This is a genomic window from Psychrobacter sp. TB15 (genome assembly GCF_000511655.1).
GTDB classification, from domain to species: domain Bacteria; phylum Pseudomonadota; class Gammaproteobacteria; order Pseudomonadales; family Moraxellaceae; genus Psychrobacter; species Psychrobacter submarinus.
Genome location: NZ_AYXN01000041.1, coordinates 124,268 through 146,688 on the forward strand (window position 1 = coordinate 124,268; position 22,421 = coordinate 146,688).

Genomic DNA, 22,421 nt, shown 5'->3' on the forward strand with positions numbered 1-22,421 from the left:
TCTATAGCCCTAAACGTTGGTTGATCTCTTGTTCGACGTCCAAAAGTGCAGCTGACAAGCGCTTAATTAGCTCACTTTGGTGGCTTATCTGCTGCCTACGACAAGCACTCTCTAGCTGCTCGCTGAGCGCTACTAATTGCGTAGCGCCTAAAGTAGCACTAGCCCCCTTTAAGGCGTGAGCAAATTCAAAGCCATTGGCATTATCGTTATTGGTTTGCGCCGCTTGCATCAGTACAATTCGCTGTTTACTGTCGTTGACAAAGGTCTGTACTAAATCGGCAAAGTCTTCTTCTAGTAAGTCGCGCATCTCTTCGAACTGGGCATCATCAATGATGGCGTGAGCGCTATCGTGGTAGCTATCGCCAATCGTGTTAATGTTTTTGTACTCAGCATCCGTCATGATAAAAAGGTCCAATAAGGGTAAGAAAAAGTGAACTAAGTTAAGTTTACTAACGACTTATACTGCCATCAGTGGTACAGGTTTTAGTTGTAATGAAAATGTAGGTTGTCATCACTGATCATTGTTTTCAACTGTTGTAGATTATCATCATTAGGATAGACGCGCCAATGCTCTGATAAGCCGACATTGGCGATGCCATAATCGGCGTAGACGCTGAGGCCAAGCGGCGTACAGTTGTCATTTATGACGCCATCATTAGAAGTAAAGTTATCTTCAGCAGTATTAGCAGCATTTGTATCTAAGGCCATAAGGTCATTGCCGTCCTCGTCATATAAGCTTGCACCCATAGCGCTATCGTAATAGTCTTGAGCGCCGCCCTCTAGCTCATCATCCTCGCCATAGTGGGATAGTCTTGGCGCTGGAATGATGTCAGCTTGTGCTGATTTTAATAAAGGCTGCAAGCGAGCAAGCAGATTAAGATCTTCATGGTGCACTTTGATACTGATCTTTTTAAGCCAGCGTAGACGCGCATCGACCATCGTCAACGCATTATCAAGGCGAGCAAATAGGCGTCCATCACGCTCACGGATACTGCCTTTAATGATGACCACCTCATCGACTTTTAACTGCTCTTTGACGCGATTAAAACGCTCAGCATAGCAGCTGACCTCAAGCCGTGAGGTGCCATCATCTAAGGTAATGACATGGCGATTACCAAAGTTTGCCATGTCGATAATCAGACCCGCGAAATGACAGCTACCGTTATAGCCGGTGTCAGTGAGTTTGTTGAGCCGCGTCCCTGAAGTATAGCGTTTGAGCTCATCTAAATACTCATTAATCGGGTGACCGGTGAGATACAGGCCTAAAGTATTCTTCTCAGCTTTTAGGCGGTGCTTATCGCCCCAAATTAGCTCGGGCGTCATTTTCAGCGGCGGCGCAGCAACCACGCTGTCCATCTCACCGAACAGATCCATCATGCCAAGCTCACCATTTTTGCGGTCTTGCTCAGCGGCTTGCACCGCGCTTGGCAATTGACTCATCAATGCCCCGCGTATCTCATAAGCGGCATCGCTTGGCAAGTCAGGCCGTAGCGTAGCAGCAAAGTCATCAAAGCAGCCGGCACTGACCAAAGCTTCAAGTGTGCGTTTATTGACCTTTTTAATATCGACACGGCGACAAAAGTCGTATAAGTCGGTAAAAGGTCCATCAAGGCGACGCGCTTCGACAATAGATTCAACCGCGCCTTCTCCGACGCCTTTGATTGCGCCTAGGCCGTAGATAATATTGGTCGGGGTATCAGCGACAAAGTGCCATTCACTGCGGTTTACCGATGGATTGTCTACAGTCAATCCAAAGTTTTCACGGCAGTCATTGATAAAGAACACCACGTTGTCGGTGTTGTTCATATCGGATGTCAGTACCGCAGCCATAAATTCGGCAGGGTAGTACTGCTTAAGATAAGCGGTCTGATAAGCGAGCACCCCATAAGCAGCAGAATGCGAGCGGTTAAAACCATAACCGGCGAACTTCTCCATCAAATCAAATACACCGCCTGAGGTGACCTCATCGATACCTTGATCGGTGGCACCAGTGACAAAGATATCGCGCTGTTTGGCCATCTCTTCGGGTTTCTTTTTACCCATAGCTCGGCGCAGCATATCCGCGCCGCCGAGACTGTAGCCGGCCATTACCTGCGAGATCTGCATGACTTGCTCTTGATAGACAATAACGCCGTTGGTGTTTTGCAGTATCGGTTCAAGATTGGGATGATCGTAGATGACTTCTTCGCGGCCATGCTTACGGTCAATGTACATCTCTACCATGCCGGCATCGAGAGGGCCGGGGCGGTAGAGGGCGCACATGGCGATGACGTCTTCGATGTTCGTCGGTTGCAGCTTGGCTAGGTACTTTTTCATACCCATGCTCTCTAACTGAAACACGGCGGTGGTTTTGGCATCTTGAAGTAGTTTATAGGCTTTGCTGTCATCTAGTGGCAAATCTTCTAATACTAAAGCCTCTTTACCTTCACGAGCGCGGCGCTCATTGATGTTTTTCACTGCCGCATCGATGACAGTTAAGTTACGTAGTCCCAAAAAGTCAAACTTCACTAGTCCGACATCTTCGACATCGTCTTTGTCAAACTGACTAACACGGTGACCTTCGTCATCACAATAAATAGCGCTAAAATCAGTGATCCTATGCGGCGCGATCAGTACGCCGCCGGCATGCTTACCGACGTTACGGCACACGCCCTCTAATTTGACCGCCATCTCCCAAATCTCGATGGCATCTTCATAGTCCATATTGTCTGGATTGGAGATTAAGTCTTTGAGCTGCGGCTCTTGCTCTAGCGCTTGGCTGAGAGTGATGCCAGGCGTCTTAGGAATGAGCTTGGACATTTTATTGGCCAAAAAGTACGACTTACTTTGTACTCGTGCCACGTCACGCACCACCGCTTTAGCCGCCATAGTACCGAAGGTGATGATTTGCGAGACTGCCTCACGACCATAAGTTTGCGCCACGTAATCAATGACGCGGTCGCGACCTTCGATACAAAAGTCAATATCGAAATCGGGCATCGATACCCGTTCGGGGTTCAAAAAACGCTCAAAGAGCAAGTCATAATGGATGGGATCAAGGTCAGTAATGTTCAGTGCATAGGCCACTAAGGAGCCAGCGCCAGAGCCACGCCCCGGACCGACAGGCACGCCGTTGGCTTTTGCCCAGCGGATAAAGTCCATAACGATTAAGAAGTAACCGGGGAACCCCATAGACAAAATAATATCGAGCTCATACTCTAAACGCTCATCATACTGCTTACGAAAGTCGCTCCAGCTCTCGTCGCGCTCAGCCACAGGAAACAGCTTGTCCAGTCGATGCTCAAGACCGCGCTGCGATTCGGCTCGAAAAAACGACTCTATGGTCTCGCCCTCTGGTACAGGAAAGTCAGGCAACACGTTGATGCCTAGCGTTAGTGTCACATTACAGCGGGTGGCTAGGCGGATGGTATTGTCGACCACCTGCGGAATATCGGCAAACAGTTGCGCCATTTGGTCTTGGGTTTTTAGATACTGCTCATCTGAATACAAGCGCGGACGGTTAGGGTCAGCCAGTACGTACGAGCCTGCGATACAGACGCGGGCTTCGTGAGCATCGAAGTCCTCTTGCTCCAAAAACCGCACGTCATTGTGAGCCACTAGTGCTATACGATGCTTAGCGCCAGCATGAATAGCCGCTTGAATAAACGCGTCTTCACCGCTGCGATTGGTACGTTTTATTGCAAAGTATAAGCGATCGGCAAATTTGGCCTGCCATTCAACAAGGAGCTCATCTGCGCGCTCTGGCATAGAGCCAATAAGCGCCTGTCCGACATCAGATTTTTCAGTAAATAAGACAATAACGCCGGCGGCATGAGCAAGGATGTCACTACGCTTGACGATAGGGGTGCCATGATTGGCAGGATCAGCGCGGCCCTCGGTGAAGCCCAGCGAGACGATACGAGTGATGTTTTGATAGCCCTCATTATCCATAGCCAGTAACGTCAGTCTCGTGTCTTCATCGTCCATAATGACTTCGCTGCCGATGATAGGCTTGATACCAGCGTTCAAACAGCCGCGATAAAACTTCACTGTCGCATAAAGGTTGGATAAATCAGTCAGTGCTAGTGCTTGCTGATTATCTGCCGTCGCCGCCTTAATAAGTGGCTTGATACGCACGATAGAGTCAGTAATAGAATATTCGCTATGAATGCCAAGGTGTACAAATGCCATAGGGTACTCTTAAAAGCCAGGAGAAAAGCGAGTTGGAGATCAGATAAAGGTGCTATTTTGCTATTGTGTTCATCACGTCGTAATGAGTTTCTTATCAAAAATAGCGCTTCTTATCAGGAATTTACCTCGCAACAAGCGCTATTAATACAATAGCGACAGCTTTTGTGTCAGCCGTTAATGATAGCATTTTTTGATACTGACAGCTACATTTTCAAACGCTATTGATGGCGTAAGAAGTTCAGAAGATAAATGGATAACATATCGTGAATACACTATAAACGATAACGTACGACTGAGAGGTTTAATTTTCAATAAAGCTTGCGCAGCATCAAAGACAGGCAGGAAGCAAGCAGCAAGCAAATAGAAAATAAGTAAAGTGCATACCAGTAGCGCATCTAAACGTATGAGTGTTCTATACTTATTAGCGACGACAAAAGCCTTCTATACCTGCATTCTATACCTGCATAGTAAAGAGGGCTCGTTACGTTTATTTTATAGGGCGCATTCATAGCTTGATACCACTAATAGCCAACCACCGCTGCATCGACAATACGCGGATCAGAAGCACCATAAATCCCAGTAGGTGTCAGCATAATAGACTGAGTCGAGCCCATAGTGTCTTTGGGGCTGACTTTATGCCCCATAGATTCTAGTTTTTTTACCGTATCGATATTGAGAGCTTTCTCAACACGAATCTCATCAGGCAGCCACTGATCATGGATACGCGGCGCGTGCGTGGCCTCAGCGATATTCATATCGTGGTCGATAACGTTAGAGATGATTTGGGTAACGGTAGTGATGATGCGGCTACCACCGGGACTGCCAGTGACGATATAGGGCTTACTGTCTTTAAATACTAAGGTCGGGCTCATAGAAGATAAAGGACGTTTGCCCGCTTCAACGGCGTTTGCCGCGCCGCCGATAAGTCCATAGGCGTTTGGGGTGCCAGGCTTAGCAGAGAAGTCGTCCATCTCATTGTTGAGCAGTATGCCTGTACCTTCGGCGACAAGGCCGGTGCCATAAGAGAAATTGAGCGTATAGGTATTGGCTACTGCGTTACCGGCTTGATCAACGATAGAAAAATGCGTGGTTTGATCGCTCTCATAGGGCAGTGGGTTATTGGCTTTGATACTAGCCGCTGGCGTGGCCTTATTAGGATCGATTAGGCTGCGTAGTTTATTAGCGTAAGGACGGGCGGTCAGTCCGCTAGTCGGCACATCGACAAAGTCAGAATCGCCTAAATACTCTGCACGGTCAGCATACGCCAGTTGCATCGCCTCGCTCATTAAATGTATCGTTTGCGCGCTATTTTGCCCATAGTCCCCTAGCGGATAGCCTTCTAAGATATTTAGGATTTGCACGATATGAATGCCACCAGAGGACGGCGGCGGCATAGAAACAATCTCATAGCCGCGGTAGTTGCCGGTCACAGGCTCGCGGGCAATGGCCTCATAATCTGCTAAGTCCTGCAAGCTCATAGCGCCGCCAGCCGCGTTGACCGCTTTCACGATTTTGCTTGCAGTATCTCCCTTATAAAAACCATCTGCGCCTTGATCAGCGATAAGCTGTAGCGAGCGCGCAAGCTCTGGCTGACGCAAACGCTCACCAGGTTGATAGGTACTGCCATCAGGTTTGAAGAATATCTTTTTGGTACTTGGCCACTTTTGTAGCCGCTCTTTTAAAGCCTCCAAAGATTCAGACAAGCCTGCGGTGACATCAATACCATCAGCTGCCAGCGCTATAGCAGGTGCCATCACTTGCTGGCGCGTCATAGTGCCGTGATCCTCAAGCGCTTTAAGTAGTCCGGCAACGGTACCCGGCACGCCAACCGCTAAGCCGTGATAACGCGACAAATCACTGATCGCTTCGCCATTAGCATCCAAATACATATCGCGCGTCGCACGACTAGGCGCTTTTTCGCGATAATCAAGGGCAATGGTCTTATCTTGCTTGGCATCATAAATCATCATAAAACCGCCGCCGCCAATATTACCGGCTCGCGGCAGGGTCACGGCCAAAGCAAAACCTACCGCGACCGCTGCATCAACAGCATTGCCGCCGTCTTTTAGAATTTGTAGCCCTATATCTGAGGCCAGTGCTTCTTGGCTTGCGACCATGCCGTTTTTGGCCCATAACGGATGCTGAATAGCCGCGCCTGAATAGATAGCTTGTTCGGCTTTAGCGGTAGCAGGAGAGGACAAAGCGTTGGGTGCCGCATTTGACTTAGCTGCAGTTACGCGCTGAGTTTCAGAGATGAGGGTTGGGTTCTCAGTCATAGCCGCTAAGTTGATAGCGCTAGTATTGATAGAGGTGTTATTCGTCACTACTGGGCGGTTTTCCGCGCCGTGAGCAGATATTGCTAGCAAGAGGGTACTACTTAGAAGTAAAGTAGCCCTGTTAAAATTGATTTTTGAAGGTAGCATCGTAACGTCCTTTTAACGAGTTAGAGTAGAGACTAGCGAGCAGGTATTTTAGTTAACGATAGAGTTTATATCCTCTCAAAATGAGGACGCGCTCTATAGGAGATAAAAATAACTAAGCCAAATTAGTTCTCTGTAAATATTTAAGCGTACGCTGATAGCCATAGTGCCACTGCGCTTGCATTTGCTGGACAAAGTCGTCGTAATCAGCATGAATGAGATCAATTCGTCCCTGTCGTATGTTCAGTCGTTTACGTACATGTTGACCGGCTAGGGCTTTGCCATTATCAGCGAAGGGCAACCAATGAATATTATTTTGCTTAATATCGTTAGTACTATTCTTATCAGTCTTAAAGGACAAAACCTCAGCTAATCTTTCATTAGGATCAAAGCCAAAAATACGCTGAATCGCAGGTGCCGCCAGTACTTTATCATAGCCCGCTTTGGTTTCAGCAAATACGCTATTGCCAAACTGAGCTGCCAACTCGATAGGTGTCAAATCTATAACGCCGCCTAAGCTCCAACCCAGCCCTTCGATAAACGTCGGCTGCAGATAGTACATATCTGCCATCGATGCTCTGACCGCTTGCGCAATATCACAATCCGTAACGAGATGAATCTGTTTTTTAATCCTTAATGGCGCATAGCGATGAGTAGGGCAAGCTAAAGTTTGCTTATCGATACAAGCGCGCAGGTGAGCTGGGGTGAATAACACTTCTTGTAATTTGGCCGCCAGCTGCAGGTTTTTTGCTTGAGGTGTTTGTTTTAGCGAGTCCTCTGTGGGCACAAGACGGCTAGCAATAATCGCAGTATCAGGAGAAGCATTCATGTCAAGGCTTGGTTGTAGCTGGATCAATTCATCTAGCCAAGTCGTCTCGTCGGCAATCTCAAACATGGCAAAATTATGTAATTCTGCCAACAGCTCGTCATAAGTTTCGCGCTGATGTAATTTTAAAGTCCTAGAAGCGCTTGTTGATAGTCCTAAGCGTTTTAGCCCTTGATAAAAATAGCTAGGTTTTCGTTGTTTTGCGCTTAGCGTAAAATCTTGCCGATGCCGACTGGCTTTTACGACGTTATAGAGCGCCTTACTCTCAATTAATAGTTTTAGATCTTTTGGGTCTGGGGCGATATTGACTAAAAGGCTGGCTAGACTCCCGCCGCAAGTGGCTAGTATCAAATCAGGCTTTAGGCCGTACTCACACAAAGCAGCGTAACTGCCTAAATAGTAGCCAAAACGGTAGCCACCACCCGAGAATAGCTGCACGCGTTGATAAGGTTTGGACTCAAGTAAGCTATCGTTATTCATTGGAGACTAGTCCACTTTTATCGCCAAAGATACGGTAAAAATACCAAAGCGATCGATGCGCATATCAATCTTTTTAAACCCTGCCTGCGTGACAAGTTGATCCATCTCTGCTTGCGAGCGGCAGCGCATCACCCAGCTACTGCCGCGATGATTGTTTAAGGTTTTGCTAATAAACTCTTGCTCAGGATGCCATGGCTGATTGGTATAAAGCAAATAACCGTTAGGCGCTAAGCTGTCATTTATACCTGCGAGCGCAGTACTGACCAAGGTATTGTCGGAGAATAATTCAAACACCCCTGAAGCGATTGCTACATCGAAGGCGTTTGCGGCACTATTTTTGACATTTGGTAAATTATTGCCTTGATTATCTTTATAGCTGGCATCGTCAAAAGCGTCTTTTTGCACCGCATTGACCCGATTATCTAAGCCTAATTTGACTGCCTTATTTGTGATCACTTGCACATTGTGCGCGTCATAATCGCGCATCTCAGCTTGTAGTTGCTCATACTCTGCTAATAAATCAAAAACGTAATAGCCATTACCACTAGCAATATCGAGAATACTTAACGTTGACTCATTATTTTCGGTTTCGCTGTTTGTAGTCAGGATTTGCATACGCTGATCCAGTGCCTTTCGCCCAAGCTCTAACAAATGCTGACGGCGTATCCGAATCCCTTGCCAACCGATATTGCTCAGATAAAACTTATCGACCGCTTTACCAAAAGCATTGCTACCTTTTGGCGCGTTGGCATAGACTTTGTCAAGCGAGCTGCCAGAGTCAAAACCATGCTCTAGGCCGGTAGCGATAGCATCGCTGACATGGCCAAATTTTTGCATAGCAAAGCGGGTCATAGCAAAGCTTGGGTTAAAGGGTTTAAGGGCAAGGCGATCGACTTTATCTTTACTGGCGCTATTGAGGTGAGCGCCGGTTAGATCCATTTTATCAGTGCTGTTCGCGAATAAGCTATCGGCAAAGTCGATACAATCAGCGAAGATGTCAGCCTTATTAGTCTCATGAAATATCGCATGAAAGCTATCTGGGTATAGCTGCCAGCGCTTATTAGGCGAGCTTAATTGCTCATAAAACTGACGTTCAGCTTGCTTGTCGACCACATAGTCTTTGCCCGCGCATAGTATAAAAGTTGGCGCGGTAATAGCGCCAGCATCATCAAGCAGACGTTGACCAGTTGCATGAGTGTCAATAAGCAAGTCACTTGATATTGATCCTGAAATCAGTGGGTCTGCATTATAAGCGGCTTGCGCGTCTTTATCATGGGTCAGGACTTGCGCTTTGACATAGCTCGATACTCTGGACATCAAACCAAATTTACGCGCGACTTTAAGAGCCGGAATCGCAAAGGGAATATATAGACGGATGCTGAGCGCCGGCGTGCCAAGGATCATACCGCGAATATTTGGCGCATAATCGTGTACCCAAGCGGCAGTTAATACCGCTCCTATACTACTGGCCACGATCACAGTATCCTCTAAGCCAATACCTGTTTGCTGAGTGACTAAGGTCACAAAGTCATTGAGGTCGCGCTCAAGCTCTGTAACGCTATCGGCGTGGTCTTTGATACCGCCTGAGCGCCCATTACCGCGTGCATCCCAAGCAAACACTTGATAACCGGCTTGGACAAAGCGCTCTGCTAACTCTGTTAAACGTCCCGAATGCTCATGACCTCGGTGCAAGAGGATGACTTGCTTTTGCTCGGGCTGTTGCTTAGATAGATTAGCCAATTGCGCTAATGGCATGGTTAACCAATAGCGATAATAGAGCGCCGTACCATCGTAAGCATTAAAGCAGCTGTGCTCAGTGATAATACGAGCTGATATATTAGCGGTATTGGCTGATGCTTTGACAGAGTTTTTTTCAGCTTTATTAGTAGGTTCGGTTGGCATATTAGCGCGTCCTTGTGAGCGAATGGTGGAAGAGGCCTCGACAGACTTGGCTATTGGCGGCGGATGATAGTGGTTGAAGTAAAACTTTGCGATAAAAGCGAGGCGATTAAGCGAGGTCTTGATGAGTAATAGCTGATTGAGCAAAAATAAAGGCTTTATATAACCAATACGAGGCTGACGATGAGCCATACAATTAACGCAAGGCTGAGCAAAGGCCATAAAAAACCCAATAGCGCCTAACTCAAAGGCTCGATCGCTTTTACCCAATGGCCCATGATTGGCGCGTTCACCAGTGGTTAGACTGGCGCTAATGGCCACCACTTCCGTTAGCATACTTAAGCTATTAATGAGCTTTAGATGAGTGTGATTGGAGAGTTTGGCGGAAGACAGATCCTGTGGAAGCTGTAAAGCCTTAGGACTAAAATATAGCTTGTTGCCAGTAGTGGTAGGTATATGCGGGGACAAACTCGCTATTAATAAATAGTCTGAGACTATATCACCACCTTCATTGAGCACCGCTCCTAGATTTGAGGCTTGCTGGTGCTCCTTTGCCATCATGCCATCGATGGCGTTTAATGCCATACGCACAAAGAGCGCTACAGGTAATATGAGCCAGATACGCGCATTTCGCTCAGTAGGGTTGTTCGTTAGGGTGTTATTATTCGCTTGCGGCGCTATATTGGCTATAACATAAGCGCTACCAGCACTAAGCACAATAGCGCTAACAGTGACTTGATTGGCACTCACGCCAAAACTTACCAAGGCATCACTGATAGGCCGCAACTGATTTTGAAATTGAGTCTTTAGCTGATATATAGACATAGTCAATAAGGTTCAGATACGAGTGATAAAATGACAACTGACCAATAAGCGCAGATGTAAAAGTACTAACAAATCCTACCACAACTATAAAGCGTTAAGATAAATAAAATCAAACATTAGTTCTAGGGATGATTTAGCCAATTTTTGTATGAACAGAATTAGGGCGTGTCCCTAATGTTTTTTTGAATAAATATCTCCTTTTTTTCGTAATATCCCTTAAACTTGTTGATATGTTGCTCAATCGTAACGTTTCTTGTATCAAGCAACTACAATGGAGCTAAATTAACCGAAGCAAATGGTAGCAACCCTGTATAGCACTAGATAACTTAAAACAAAAAAAGGGATTTTTATGTCAGTTATTCATCACAAGAAATCACCATATTCACTTTCAATGCTAAAGTTGATGCCAATTTCTATGCCGATGGCGCATCTGCAGCGTACCAAACGCAAATGGCTATCGCGCGCCAGTTATACGTTACTATTAGCGAGTAGCGCTGCGGTTATGAGCGGTTGTCAGTCTAATAAGTCGTTAGATAGCTCTAATCACAGCTCCGCTGCGCTCATCGATTTTAGCGTTGTCGACCCTGCGGTTATGCAAGCACAAAGTGAAGCTTTTAATCAAAGCCTACAAGCGCACGACGAGCGTTATGAGCGGCTCTTCGATCAAACCCGCTTCCCTAATAGTGATAGCCAAGCCAAACGGCATTTAATAAGTGCTATTCGTCAACATTTAGCGACTGGTCATGTCGCGGTGGCACAGGCTAACTATAATGCCGTGCCTTTTATCGATGCCGATAGTATCGATGCTGGCTCGACAGGGTTACTCAGAACGATTCTTGAAGTCTACGGCCATCGCGAAGCGCAAGAGAATGATGATTACGGAAATCATAGCGATTATGACTATGATGACTATGATGACTATAATAACTATAACGACTATGAAAGCCATAACGAAACCGCTGCAGATGCAGTGAGCGCAGCGGCTGACTTTGAAGTCGCTTATGAAGTGGATGGTTATGAGTATGATAGCGATGGCTACGATATCGATGGTTATGACGAATACGGTTATGATCGCAGCGGCTACGATTATGACGGGTTTGATGAGGAGGGCTATGACAAAGAAGGCTATGATTACTACGGTGAAACCGCAGAGGGTTATAACAATGGCAGCCGCGATACTAGCTTGCGCGCGCGTATAGCCAGTAACAATCCAAAACAGTGGTTGGCAGATTTTGAAGCACTGCAAGCGGCCAAACAAAGCGAGAAGGTTAAACCAACCAACCCTGCAGCCAATCCGGTCAAATCCTCTCCTGGCGCTATCAGTATGGTTTTAGATATGCTGCATAAAACCCCCGAGCAAGTCGCAGCTACCAACGCTTATCAGTATAAATATTTGACCTTTAATAGCGTTAGTCAATATCTACCAAAACAGCGCCAGTTTAAGATCGTCTACAGCTACGATTACGCTGCACCTACTATTAGCTCATCGGTGCAGTTGCCGTTAGCTTTAGATTTCAATACCAGTAAAGTCACCTTAGATCCAGCGCTTATCATGCCGCTGGTGGCTTTAGCCAATCCTGAGGATACGCCGACGCAGATGACAGCGCATACGGTGGACTTTGGTTTACCTGAGGCTATCACTTCTCAAGTGCCAACTGCAGTCATCTATGACGCTGCTATCAATGCTATGCAGGCAAGCATGGCAGAGTTGGCGCCCGAACACTTCAGCGCCGTTGATATTCGAGAAGATGAATTTGCAAAACAAGTGGGCGCCGCGCGAGCAGTCAAAGTTAACTTTGGTAGCAAGCAAACAGGCGAGATCATCGGCAAAATGCTCAAATATATGAGCCAGTCGCTACAACAATATGTCGACGCTAATCCTGCTCAGTACCCAGATAACGCTATGCTAAAAAAGGCAATAGATAAAATACAGCTCTACAACAAGGGCTATCAAAGCGCTGATGTCGGTGCCTTATTGCAGCTGGTAGAAGCGATCTTCCCTATCTCCTTTAATCAAGTGAATTACTACTACCTTGATAGCTCAGATGATTTATTGGGCAAGCAGCAACGGATCAATTTCGGTGGCGACTTGATAGGCTCAAACACGACTGTATTGAACCAAGTACGCTATGATCGCCGCAGCTTTGAGAGTAGTCCATTAACTCCACTACTGACGCAAACATTTGGCGCAAACTCGCAGCCCGCACTTGATGGCAACGCTTGGCTTGCCGAGCAGCATCAACAAAAACAAAGATTAGAGCAGGCTCGCTACGCACGTTATGACTACGCTTATGAAGATGCCTATGAAGATGTTTATGAAGACGCATACGAAAATGGCTATGAAAGTGCTGACGATGACAACGACATGGATAACGCTACTAATAGCGCAGATTAATAAAGGATATAACTAATTTAAAATTAGTAACAAGCTTTTTAAGGATAAAAAATGAAAACTCAAATCAAGCCAGTAGCGTTATCTGTAGCTACAAATACCATTATGGCTAAGCGCTCGCTAGTCAGTAGCGCCTTGTTGGTTGGTAGTGTAGCGCTAACGGGTTGCCAGTCTATGAGTACCAACTCAAGCAGTGTGACTAATGTTGCCGCCAGTCAAAACGCGGCAAAAACAAGCTTAGAGAGCGCTCTAAAAAAACAGCGCCGTAGCTCGTTTAGTTACCATAGCAACATTGAGATCAGCAATGAGCAGCAGTTTACCAATGTAGACCAAACGCAACTAGTCGCCGCAGAGACTGCCGCCAGATATTGTGAAGAGACCCATGATCAGGCCTATGCAGATTTGATTGCCCAAGCACAAGCGCAAAACTTAGAGCTGTCCGCACCGCAGTATAAGGTACAGCGCAGCGCACTTAAAAACAAATATTTAGCGTGTAGGGACGCTTATCAAGCTTGGCAGGCTAAGAGAGCTGATGACTATTATGATAGCTATGATGACTATGACAGTGACGAGAATGAAGCTATAGTCGAAGTCAGTGAACCGTTAGCTATCGAAGCGGAAGGGCAAGAGGGCGCCACTATCCTTGAAACCAGTATGATAAAGGGCAATCCTCTTAATGAAAAACAGAATGGAAGTACTTCACAGGCGGTAAGCCCTTATTATCAGCAGCTATTTAATAACTATGAGGATAAATCAACGCCACTCGATATTAAAAAAGCGCAATTGCTTGACGCGTATTTGCTCAAGCCTTTATCCATCAATGCGCAAGGCGTTTATCAGCCGCTAGCTGGCAGGTTTACGATGCTGATGAGCGCTCAGTATCATGCGCGTAATAATCGTACTACTATTAGTCAGCCTATCTATGTCGATTTTAAGACCGGTAATATCTATCTATGGGCTGATAACTTTGCACTACTGACCTCTGAATTTGCCGATGATAAGCTTGGCACTCAGTGGCAAAACAAATGGCTACGCTTAGCGCTTGATGACGGTAGCTTGCCCAAAGGCTTCGGTAAGTCAGTGATTAAGGCGCACTTTGAAGCCTTAGACCGCACTTATGAAGCGGCGCCCGAGAGTCAGTTTGACTATATTGCGCCGACGACTTTAGCGACTCTATCGCCCAAACTGCCTACGCCGCAGCTAAATACTATGCAGCAAACGCCGCAAATCATCCGCCGCGTACAAAGTGCTGAGAGCTATGAGCAGTTTTATAAAGATTACGTCAGTATCTTTTATGAGCGGATGACTAATCAGTATCCTGAGCTTATAAAAGAAGCCAAGGCTTATGAGCCAAGCGCTCCTCGCCCTGATGCAACTAAGCTCACTAGCAAAGTACTCGTGCAGCAAGCTTTATCCTTGATGAAAAACGTCACTGATCGACAAGCAGATAGTATCGTCAATGACGTATTCGAAGGCGCAGCGCGTTCTGATAATGAAGCGATGAATAATAAAGTTGCAAACCAGCAGCCAATGATTCAAACGCTATATGGTTTGAGCCCACGCGGGCAGATACAATGGCAGCATCAGCGCAGCCAATATGCAGACTCACAAAAAGTCAATAAAGGGCTGACAATCGATGTTCTGCAGCAATATATGCCTGTCTCCTCAGCTATAGCGTTCCCAAACTTGCCAGCGGATAAACAAATCCCCAATGCTAGTAATAGTATCGATATTAGAGAGTACGGGCGTGAGCTGATGCAGTATTATGAAGAAGGCAATGGTACTGCAATTGGAAAAATGCTCTATAGCACTTTGCCTATGGCCAAGACCATGTACAGTGGAACCGTGGAGCAAGCACAGTATCAACAGACGAACCTAGAAGCTGTTGAGGAAGAGATTGCAGAGTAGTGGTTTTGGCTAAACTCTAAGTATAAAATAACCGCTTGGCGCTATTTAACGATAGCTTCAAGCGATTATTATATTCAACAAGACCTAAGTCATAAGTCTTATGGTTATAAATTAGCGCCATTGACCTTGATACATCGTTCCTAGGATAGGATTGAGCCCGATCTGATAAGCCAGATCAGCAGGGCGGGCGATGTCCCACAGCACTAAGTCTGCATCGCAGCCGACAGCGATTCTGCCCTTGTTGTTTAATCCTAGTGCCTTGGCCGCATGAACCGTAGCTCCTGCGAGCACCTCTTCTGGCGTTAAGTAAAACAACGTACAGCCCATATTCATCGCGAGCAGCAAAGAAGTTAGGGGTGAGGTGCCAGGGTTGCAATCGGTGGAGATAGCCATTGAGACCTTGTGCTGACGCAAAGTCTCTATCGGTGGCAGCTTAGTATCACGTAACGTATAAAATGCGCCGGGTAATAATACTGCGACGGTGTCGCTTGCGGCCATCTTCTTGATATCGTCCTCTGATAAATGCTCTAAGTGATCACTAGATAGTCCTTGATAATCAGCGACCAGTGCACTCGCGCCAATATTAGAGAGCTGCTCTGAATGCAGCTTGACCGGCAATTCAAGCGCGCGCGCCACTTCAAAAACCTTTCTGATTTGCTCACTACTAAAAGCTATCCCTTCACAAAAGCCATCGACAGCATCGACTAAGCCCTCACGATGCAAGATAGGCAACCACTCACACACTTGCTCGATATATTCATCAGCGCGGTCTTTATACTCTGGAGGCAAGGCGTGGGCGGCAAGATAGCTGGTGCGGACATCGATATGATGTTTTTCGCTAAGCTGACGGGCGACAGTGAGCATTTTGCGCTCAGTCTCCAAATCTAAACCATAGCCGGACTTGATCTCGATACTAGTCACGCCCTCGCGCATGAGTGCAAGTAGCCGCTTCTCACTTTGTGCAAATAATTCATCGCTACTGGCGGCGCGGGTTGATCTCACCGTTGAGACAATACCGCCGCCTTGCTCGGCGATGTCTTGATAGCTGGCACCATGTAGGCGCGCTTCAAACTCGTTGCTGCGGTTACCGGCATATACCAGATGAGTATGACAATCAACGAGACCTGGCGTTATCCAGTTGCCCTTAGCATCAGTAATCTGCTGGTTTTGATAGCTAGATAAAAAGCTTGATATCTCATCTTGAGCGCCTATCCAAGCAATTTTGCCATTGTTAATACCGATAGCGGCATTTTCTAGCTGACCGTAGGGCATATTATTACTGTTATTATCTGCACTTATATCAAAGCCATACTCAGCCGAAAAAGTCGCGAGATTGGCATTGATGATGAGGCTGTCAAACGATGTCATAGCGTCATCATTATTGATCTGTTTGGTAGAGTTGGTCATAATATGCTCCTGCTCATTTTAGGTGAAAGCTAGCGCGTTTATAGTTTTCAATCGAAACGGGGTAGAGTGCATTTCATGCACTATTTAACTCAGGTTTTATTAAATTATTCAGGTTTTATTAAATTATATAGTTAGTAAGCAGCGTTCAACGATGGTAGATAATAGACGCGCCGCCACCTTACAACTGCGGTTGTCAATATCATAAGTGGGATTAATCTCGGCAATATCTGCTATTTTAACTTTGCCTGAGTCCATGATGAGTTTGACCGCGCGCTCCACAAAACCTAAATTGATACCATAAGCTGCCGGAGCGCTAACACCAGGCACCACGCTTGCTGGCATACAATCCATATCAATCGTAAGATAGATAATGTCCACTTGCTCGATAAAGTTAGTGATTTGCGACGCTAGCTTTTTCCATTTTTTATGATTACAGTCTTCATCGCTAATGATTTGCACGCCTAAATCATCGGCGCGATCAAATAGGGCAGCAGTGTTTGATAGACGACTGACGCCAATGCAACAGTAATGAAAAGGCTGATTAAAGGCTTGTAGATGCTCAGCGATTTGCCGAAACGGCGTACCAGATGTGGGAGCATTGGCGGCACGAATATCAAGGTGCGCATCGAAATTAATAATACCGATGACTGTCTGAGCTTTTATTTTGTCTTGATCACTCGGCGCTGTTTGCATGGCTTGCCATAGACCCAAAAAGCTACCGTAAGCTATGGCGTGACCACCACCAAGACCGATCGCTAAGCTGCCTTGTTTAATCACACTTGTAATGACATCAGCATAGCACTGCTGCGCCTCCTCCAAGATTTGTTCAGCAAACTCATCATTGTCCTCACACTCGATGTCGCCGGCATCAGCCATTAAAGTTGTCAGCTTACCCTCAAAGCTGTCTTGAATCTCTTTGATAACAGGGAGACTAGCAAAGGTGCTTTTTAGTAGTGGCGGAGCCGCCCGTGCACCAATACGGCCTTGATTGCGGCGCACGCCTTGATCGCAAGCAAAGCCTACTAAAGCAATGTGTTGACTGGGCTTGTCGCCTTTATTACCTTTATTAATTTCATCAGCTTTATTAAAGCTATAAGGCTGAGCAAGCTGATACCAATAGCGGGCGCGCTGTGTCTCGAACGGCTCAACGCGGCCTGTCCACAGACTCATATCTGCTTTTGTATGCTGTACCATGATGGCTGGCATGATCGGGCTCCTTTACAATGCTCTATTAATACAAGGCGCTACTTTGATAGATACCAGTCTGCGCGCAAATCTTGCCAGTGGCGCGTGAGCTCACCACTTAATACCAGCTGTTTGGCCGCTTCTATATCAGGCGCAAGATAGCGGTCTTTATCATAAAAGCTCACTTTATCACGCAAGCTGTTATGAGCGGTTTGTAGGGGCTTTGAGGTATCAAGACCTTGTCGAAAATCGATACCTTGTCCGGCAGCCAGCAGCTCTATACCGACAATGGTCGATGTGTTTTGTACCATCTCATATAGTCGGCGCGCTGCATACGTTGCCATCGATACATGATCTTCTTGGTTAGCAGATGTTGGGATGCTATCGACGCTACCAGGATGGGCGATAGATTTATTCTCAGAAGCCAGTGCTGCTGCGGTTACATGAGCAATCATAAAGCCTGAGTTTACCCCAGCGTTATCGACTAGGAATGGTGGCAGACCAGCTGACAAAGTTGCATCGATCAGCAAAGCGACACGGCGCTCAGACATCGAGCCGATCTCAGCAATCGCTAATGCCAAGATATCAGCGGCAAAAGCCACCGGCTCGGCATGGAAATTACCGCCAGAGATTGCCACGGGGCCATCTTCATTATTGAAGATCAGCGGATTATCAGTCACTGCATTGGCTTCGATAAGTAGCGTTTGCCCGGCTTGATTGATAATGTCCAAGCAAGCACCCATCACTTGTGGCTGACAGCGCAGACAGTAGGGATCTTGTACGCGATCATCTTGCTCGCCCGCGTGTGAGGCACGAATCGCGCTGCCTTCGATCAAGCTTCTATGCGCCTGAGCAATCTGAATCTGCCCATGATGACCACGCACTTCATGAATACGCGCATCGAACGGGGCATCTGAACCTTTAGCAGCATCAATGGACAGTGAGCCGACGATAGTGGCTGACTCTAGTAAATCACGCGCGTGGAAATAACCACGCAAAGCAAGCGCCGTCGATACTTGTGTGCCGTTGATGAGCGCCAGCCCTTCTTTGGCTGCCAGGGTGATTGGCTCAAGACCATGCTGCGCTAGCGCATCAGCAGCTGATACGAGCTTGTCTTTTACAAATACTTGCCCTTCGCCCATAATCGCCAACGTCATGTGCGAGAGCGGCGCTAGATCTCCTGAGGCGCCAACTGAACCTTTAGCCGGAATATACGGGGTAATTTGGTTATTGATTAAGCCCAGTAAGCTGTCGACAACGAGGCGACGTACGCCTGAGACGCCTTGCGCTAGACTGGCAACTTTCATTACCATAATCAGTCTGACTACATCAGCAGGTAGGGCATCTCCCGTGCCGACTGAATGCGAGATGATCAAATTGCGCTGTAGCAGCTCTAATTGATCATCGCTGATTCGGGTTTTAGCCAGTAAGCCAAAGCCGGTGTTAATGCCGTAGGCGCTCTTATCACGCTCAATAATGGTTTTGACATTGTTATGCGAGGCGTCAATATCCGCGTAAGCACTCTCAGGCAAGCTCAATACCACGGGCTGATCGTAGATGTCGCGTAGCATCTTAAAGCTAAGCTGGCGTGGGTGTAGGGTTAGTTGTTTGATGTTGCTCATAAGGGTAATCCTAGGGTTGTAAGCGGTGTTAATGGTATTATTTTTAAGACAAATCGTTATAAAGTTGAGCTATCTAGGTGTTTTTAGGTACTTCAATATTTAATACGTCTCATTTGATGTCACTGCTATCAACCAATCCAGTTAAGGTAGATGGCCAATTGACCAAAAGGCGCGGCAATTAAAATACTAAGTACCACGCGCTCAAACCAAATGATGACCATTTTACCAACAGAGATTGGAATCTCGGTTGCAAGGACACAAGGAATCATGGCGGAGAAAAACAGCACGCTACTAATGGAGATGACCCCTGCGACATAGCGCGTCAGTACATCTGCGTCACTCAGTAGTAGTGCTGGCAAGAACATCTCAGCCAATCCTGCTGACATACCTTTGGCAGCGACCAGCGGGTCTGGTAGGCCGCCAAGCCATGTAAATGGATAAAGCAGTAACCCTAAGGCATCGAACACGGGTGTATATTTTGCTAATAGCAATCCAGTCAAGCCGACCGCAATGATAGAGGGTACAATAGCCGCTGCCATCGTCAGGCCATCACGAAAATTAGACCACAAAATTTGTTTGAGGTCAGTGGCTCGGCGTGAGGTGGACAAACCCAAATCAAAAGCTGCCGCTAGTCGTTTACCTCTTGCGTGATCGAGGGTTGGACGCTCCATCTTATCATCAAACAGACTAATGGGCGGAATCCGAGCAGTAATCGCAGTGACCAAAAAGGTGATGATTAGTGTTGACCAAAAAAAGAGGTTCCAAAATTCCATGATTCCAAGCGTTTTGGCAACAATTACCATAAATGCGGCCGATACCGTCGAAAAGCCAGTGGCGATAATGACGGCTTCACGCGCTGAATACTGTTTTTGCAAATACACACGATTGGTAATGAGCAGACCGATAGAGTAGCTACCGACAAAGGAAGCAACGGCATCAATCGCCGATGATCCCGGCGTTTTCCAAATGGGTTTCATGATGGGTTGCATCAGCACACCAACCATCTCAAGCAGCCCAAAGCCCACCAAAAAGGCTAAAATCAGCGCACCAATGGGTACAATCATTCCGACGGGTAGTGCCAGTTTTTCAAATAAAAACGGCAGCATATCGGCTTCCATTATAAAGGAAGGTGCCGCGCCAGAAACATACATTACCGCCAATATCAGACCAATGACCTTGAAACCAGTCATAATCATATGAGTGATATTCTTACGCCACGAGCCGTCGATAAATGGTTTACTCACGCCGTAGAGCATGAGTAAAAACAATAGCGTGACAGATAAAGTATGCTGCTGCGTCACCAAGTAGGTCGCGCCATGATCGAACAATATCGTGCTTTTTTCACCAATGGTAAACGGCACAAAGAACATCACCAGACCGATAGCACTAAAGACAATCAGCTGTATCAGTGCCACAGGCTTTGATAGCAGTTTTTTTGACGATGTCGTTGCATGGTCATCATGCAGATCAGAGGTGGTGTCTTGTTCAATCATATTATCCTCCTTGATAAATAGGCGATTATGTCCTTCTGCCTAGCTACAAGCTCATAAGGACAGAGGGCAAATTATTTGATCATCGGTAGCTTTAAGCCATAGTCTTTTGCGGTTTTGATCGCCAGCTCATAACCAGCATCGGCATGACGCATGACGCCTGAGCCGCAGTCATTGACCAATACGCGTGACAAGCGTTTGGCTGCGGCATCTGTGCCGTCAGCGACAATCACCATGCCTGAATGCTGCGAGTAGCCCATACCAACGCCGCCGCCATGATGTAGTGATACCCACGTTGCGCCGCCTGCGACGTTGAGCATAGCGTTGAGTAGCGCCCAATCAGAGACCGCATCCGTGCCATCTTTCATGCTTTCAGTCTCACGGTTGGGGCTGGCAACCGAACCGGTGTCTAAATGGTCACGGCCGATGACGATAGGGCCTTTGAGCTCGCCATTTTTGACCATCTCATTAAACGCCAGACCCGCTTTGTCGCGCTCGCCAAGGCCAAGCCAACAGATCCGCGCCGGCAAGCCTTGAAAGTGAATGCGCTCTTTTGCCATATCAAGCCAGCGATGTACATGGGTGTTCTCGGGGAATAGCTCTTTGATTTTCTGATCGGTTTTGTAGATGTCCTCAGGATCTCCTGATAAGGCGACCCAGCGAAACGGCCCTTTACCTTGGCAAAACAGCGGGCGGATATAAGCAGGGACAAAACCGGGGAAATTAAAGGCATCTTTGACGCCTTCATCAAACGCCACCTGGCGGATATTGTTACCGTAGTCAGTCGCTGGTATACCCATGTCTTGTAGATCTAGTATGGCCTGTACATGCACCGCGCAAGACTGCGCCGCCGCTTTGGTCAGAGCTTGGTGTTGACTTGGGTCTTCTTGCGCCGCCTTCCATTCTGCAACCGTCCAGCCACTTGGCAAGTAGCCATTGATTAAATCATGCGCTGAGGTTTGGTCAGTGACTAGATCAGGTTGTATCTCGCCGTCTTTGGCGCGCTTAACTATCTCGGGTAAAATATCGGCGGCATTGCCGAGTAGGGCGATAGAAATAGCTTCGCCTGCAGCAGTATGCTGCTTGATCAGCTCGTAGGCATGGTCAAGATCGTCCGCTTGCTTATCGACGTAACCGGTACGCAAACGAAAATCAATGCTCGACTGTTGGCACTCAATATTCAAAGAGGTTGCGCCAGCAAAAGTCGCCGCTAGCGGCTGCGCGCCGCCCATGCCGCCAAGTCCAGCAGTCAAGATCCAGCGTCCGCTCCAGTCACCATCATAATGCTGACGACCTGCCTCGACAAAGGTCTCGTAAGTGCCCTGTACAATGCCTTGAGTCCCGATGTAGATCCAGCTCCCCGCTGTCATCTGCCCATACATAAATAAGTCTTTACGATCGAGCTCGTTAAAGTGCTCCCATGTCGCCCAGCGCGGTACTAGGTTTGAGTTGGCAATCAAGACGCGCGGCGCGTCTTCATGAGTTTGAAATACGCCCACCGGTTTGCCAGATTGCACCAACAGCGTTTGGTTATCTTCAAGCTCTTTGAGGGATTCTAATATCTGATCATAGCTCTCCCAATTGCGCGCCGCGCGGCCGATACCACCATAAACGACTAAGCTCTTTGGGTTTTCGGCGACATCAGGATGTAAGTTATTTTGTAGCATACGAAACGGCGCTTCGGTCAGCCAGCTTTTACAGTGCAGCTCGCTACCAGTAGGCGCAGCGATTTCACGGCTGTCATCACGGCGAGTAAAGGTAGACTCTTGAGGGGCTAATGGAGTAGTCATCATCATT

12 protein-coding genes are annotated in these 22,421 nt (G+C 47.1%); 2 read left to right on the forward strand and 10 right to left on the reverse strand.

Annotated elements, in window-relative coordinates:
- Nucleotide 1: 1 nt before the first annotated feature.
- The 5 genes from W234_RS0111185 to W234_RS13995 form a co-directional block, all read right to left on the reverse strand.
- Entirely contained in the window at nucleotides 2-400 is a 399-nt protein-coding gene (locus tag W234_RS0111185; protein ID WP_025646934.1) for an Hpt domain-containing protein, read from the reverse strand.
- An 83-nt stretch (nucleotides 401-483) separates the two neighbouring features.
- On the reverse strand, nucleotides 484-4,170 hold the full coding sequence (gene dnaE / locus W234_RS0111190) for a DNA polymerase III subunit alpha (protein WP_025646935.1): 3,687 nt from the start codon (nucleotides 4,168-4,170) through the stop codon (nucleotides 484-486).
- Between the two features lie 521 nt (nucleotides 4,171-4,691).
- On the reverse strand, nucleotides 4,692-6,593 hold the full coding sequence (gene ggt / locus W234_RS0111195) for a gamma-glutamyltransferase (protein ID WP_025646936.1): 1,902 nt from the start codon (nucleotides 6,591-6,593) through the stop codon (nucleotides 4,692-4,694).
- Nucleotides 6,594-6,705: 112 nt separating this feature from the next.
- On the reverse strand, nucleotides 6,706-7,896 hold the full coding sequence (locus W234_RS0111200) for a patatin-like phospholipase family protein (RefSeq protein WP_025646937.1): 1,191 nt from the start codon (nucleotides 7,894-7,896) through the stop codon (nucleotides 6,706-6,708).
- Nucleotides 7,897-7,902: 6 nt separating this feature from the next.
- Nucleotides 7,903-10,545: an alpha/beta fold hydrolase gene (locus tag W234_RS13995; protein ID WP_198013375.1), complete on the reverse strand. Its 2,643-nt coding sequence runs from the start codon at nucleotides 10,543-10,545 to the stop codon at nucleotides 7,903-7,905.
- A 478-nt stretch (nucleotides 10,546-11,023) separates the two neighbouring features.
- Between W234_RS13995 and W234_RS0111210 the strand changes: the two genes are divergently transcribed.
- Both W234_RS0111210 and W234_RS0111215 read left to right on the forward strand, forming a co-directional pair.
- Nucleotides 11,024-13,015 (forward strand): hypothetical protein, encoded by a 1,992-nt coding sequence (locus tag W234_RS0111210; protein WP_025646939.1) that lies wholly within the window; start codon nucleotides 11,024-11,026, stop codon nucleotides 13,013-13,015.
- A gap of 51 nt (nucleotides 13,016-13,066) precedes the next feature.
- Nucleotides 13,067-14,920: a hypothetical protein gene (locus tag W234_RS0111215; protein ID WP_025646940.1), complete on the forward strand. Its 1,854-nt coding sequence runs from the start codon at nucleotides 13,067-13,069 to the stop codon at nucleotides 14,918-14,920.
- Between the two features lie 111 nt (nucleotides 14,921-15,031).
- Here the strand turns inward: W234_RS0111215 and hutI are convergent, their stop codons facing one another.
- The 5 genes from hutI to hutU form a co-directional block, all read right to left on the reverse strand.
- The gene (gene hutI, locus W234_RS0111225) at nucleotides 15,032-16,327 is read right to left on the reverse strand and encodes an imidazolonepropionase (RefSeq protein ID WP_025646941.1); all 1,296 of its coding nucleotides are present in this window, start codon (nucleotides 16,325-16,327) and stop codon (nucleotides 15,032-15,034) included.
- 123 nt (nucleotides 16,328-16,450) lie between these two features.
- A complete protein-coding gene (gene hutG / locus W234_RS0111230) occupies nucleotides 16,451-17,533 on the reverse strand; it encodes a formimidoylglutamase (RefSeq protein WP_025646942.1) in 1,083 nt (360 codons plus the stop codon).
- A 38-nt stretch (nucleotides 17,534-17,571) separates the two neighbouring features.
- The gene (gene hutH / locus W234_RS0111235; RefSeq protein ID WP_037059733.1) at nucleotides 17,572-19,134 is read right to left on the reverse strand and encodes a histidine ammonia-lyase; all 1,563 of its coding nucleotides are present in this window, start codon (nucleotides 19,132-19,134) and stop codon (nucleotides 17,572-17,574) included.
- Nucleotides 19,135-19,262: 128 nt separating this feature from the next.
- Nucleotides 19,263-20,627 carry a YjiH family protein gene (locus W234_RS0111240; RefSeq protein WP_025646944.1) on the reverse strand — a complete coding sequence of 455 codons (1,365 nt, stop codon included), beginning with the start codon at nucleotides 20,625-20,627 and terminating at the stop codon, nucleotides 19,263-19,265.
- A 71-nt stretch (nucleotides 20,628-20,698) separates the two neighbouring features.
- Entirely contained in the window at nucleotides 20,699-22,414 is a 1,716-nt protein-coding gene (hutU, locus tag W234_RS0111245; protein WP_198013376.1) for a urocanate hydratase, read from the reverse strand.
- Nucleotides 22,415-22,421 lie beyond the last annotated feature (7 nt).

What these genes read in the sequence shown, in the direction of transcription:
- hutI (WP_025646941.1), bottom strand. Translation starts at nt 16,327, where the DNA reads ATGACCAACTCTACCAAACAGATCAATAATGATGACGCTATGACATCG.
- W234_RS0111185 (WP_025646934.1), bottom strand. Translation starts at nt 400, where the DNA reads ATGACGGATGCTGAGTACAAAAACATTAACACGATTGGCGATAGCTAC.
- ggt (WP_025646936.1), bottom strand. Translation starts at nt 6,593, where the DNA reads ATGCTACCTTCAAAAATCAATTTTAACAGGGCTACTTTACTTCTAAGT.
- hutH (WP_037059733.1), bottom strand. Translation starts at nt 19,134, where the DNA reads ATGAGCAACATCAAACAACTAACCCTACACCCACGCCAGCTTAGCTTT.
- W234_RS0111215 (WP_025646940.1), top strand. Translation starts at nt 13,067, where the DNA reads ATGAAAACTCAAATCAAGCCAGTAGCGTTATCTGTAGCTACAAATACC.
- W234_RS0111210 (WP_025646939.1), top strand. Translation starts at nt 11,024, where the DNA reads ATGCCAATTTCTATGCCGATGGCGCATCTGCAGCGTACCAAACGCAAA.
- dnaE (WP_025646935.1), bottom strand. Translation starts at nt 4,170, where the DNA reads ATGGCATTTGTACACCTTGGCATTCATAGCGAATATTCTATTACTGAC.
- hutU (WP_198013376.1), bottom strand. Translation starts at nt 22,414, where the DNA reads ATGACTACTCCATTAGCCCCTCAAGAGTCTACCTTTACTCGCCGTGAT.
- W234_RS0111240 (WP_025646944.1), bottom strand. Translation starts at nt 20,627, where the DNA reads ATGATTGAACAAGACACCACCTCTGATCTGCATGATGACCATGCAACG.
- hutG (WP_025646942.1), bottom strand. Translation starts at nt 17,533, where the DNA reads ATGCCAGCCATCATGGTACAGCATACAAAAGCAGATATGAGTCTGTGG.
- W234_RS0111200 (WP_025646937.1), bottom strand. Translation starts at nt 7,896, where the DNA reads ATGAATAACGATAGCTTACTTGAGTCCAAACCTTATCAACGCGTGCAG.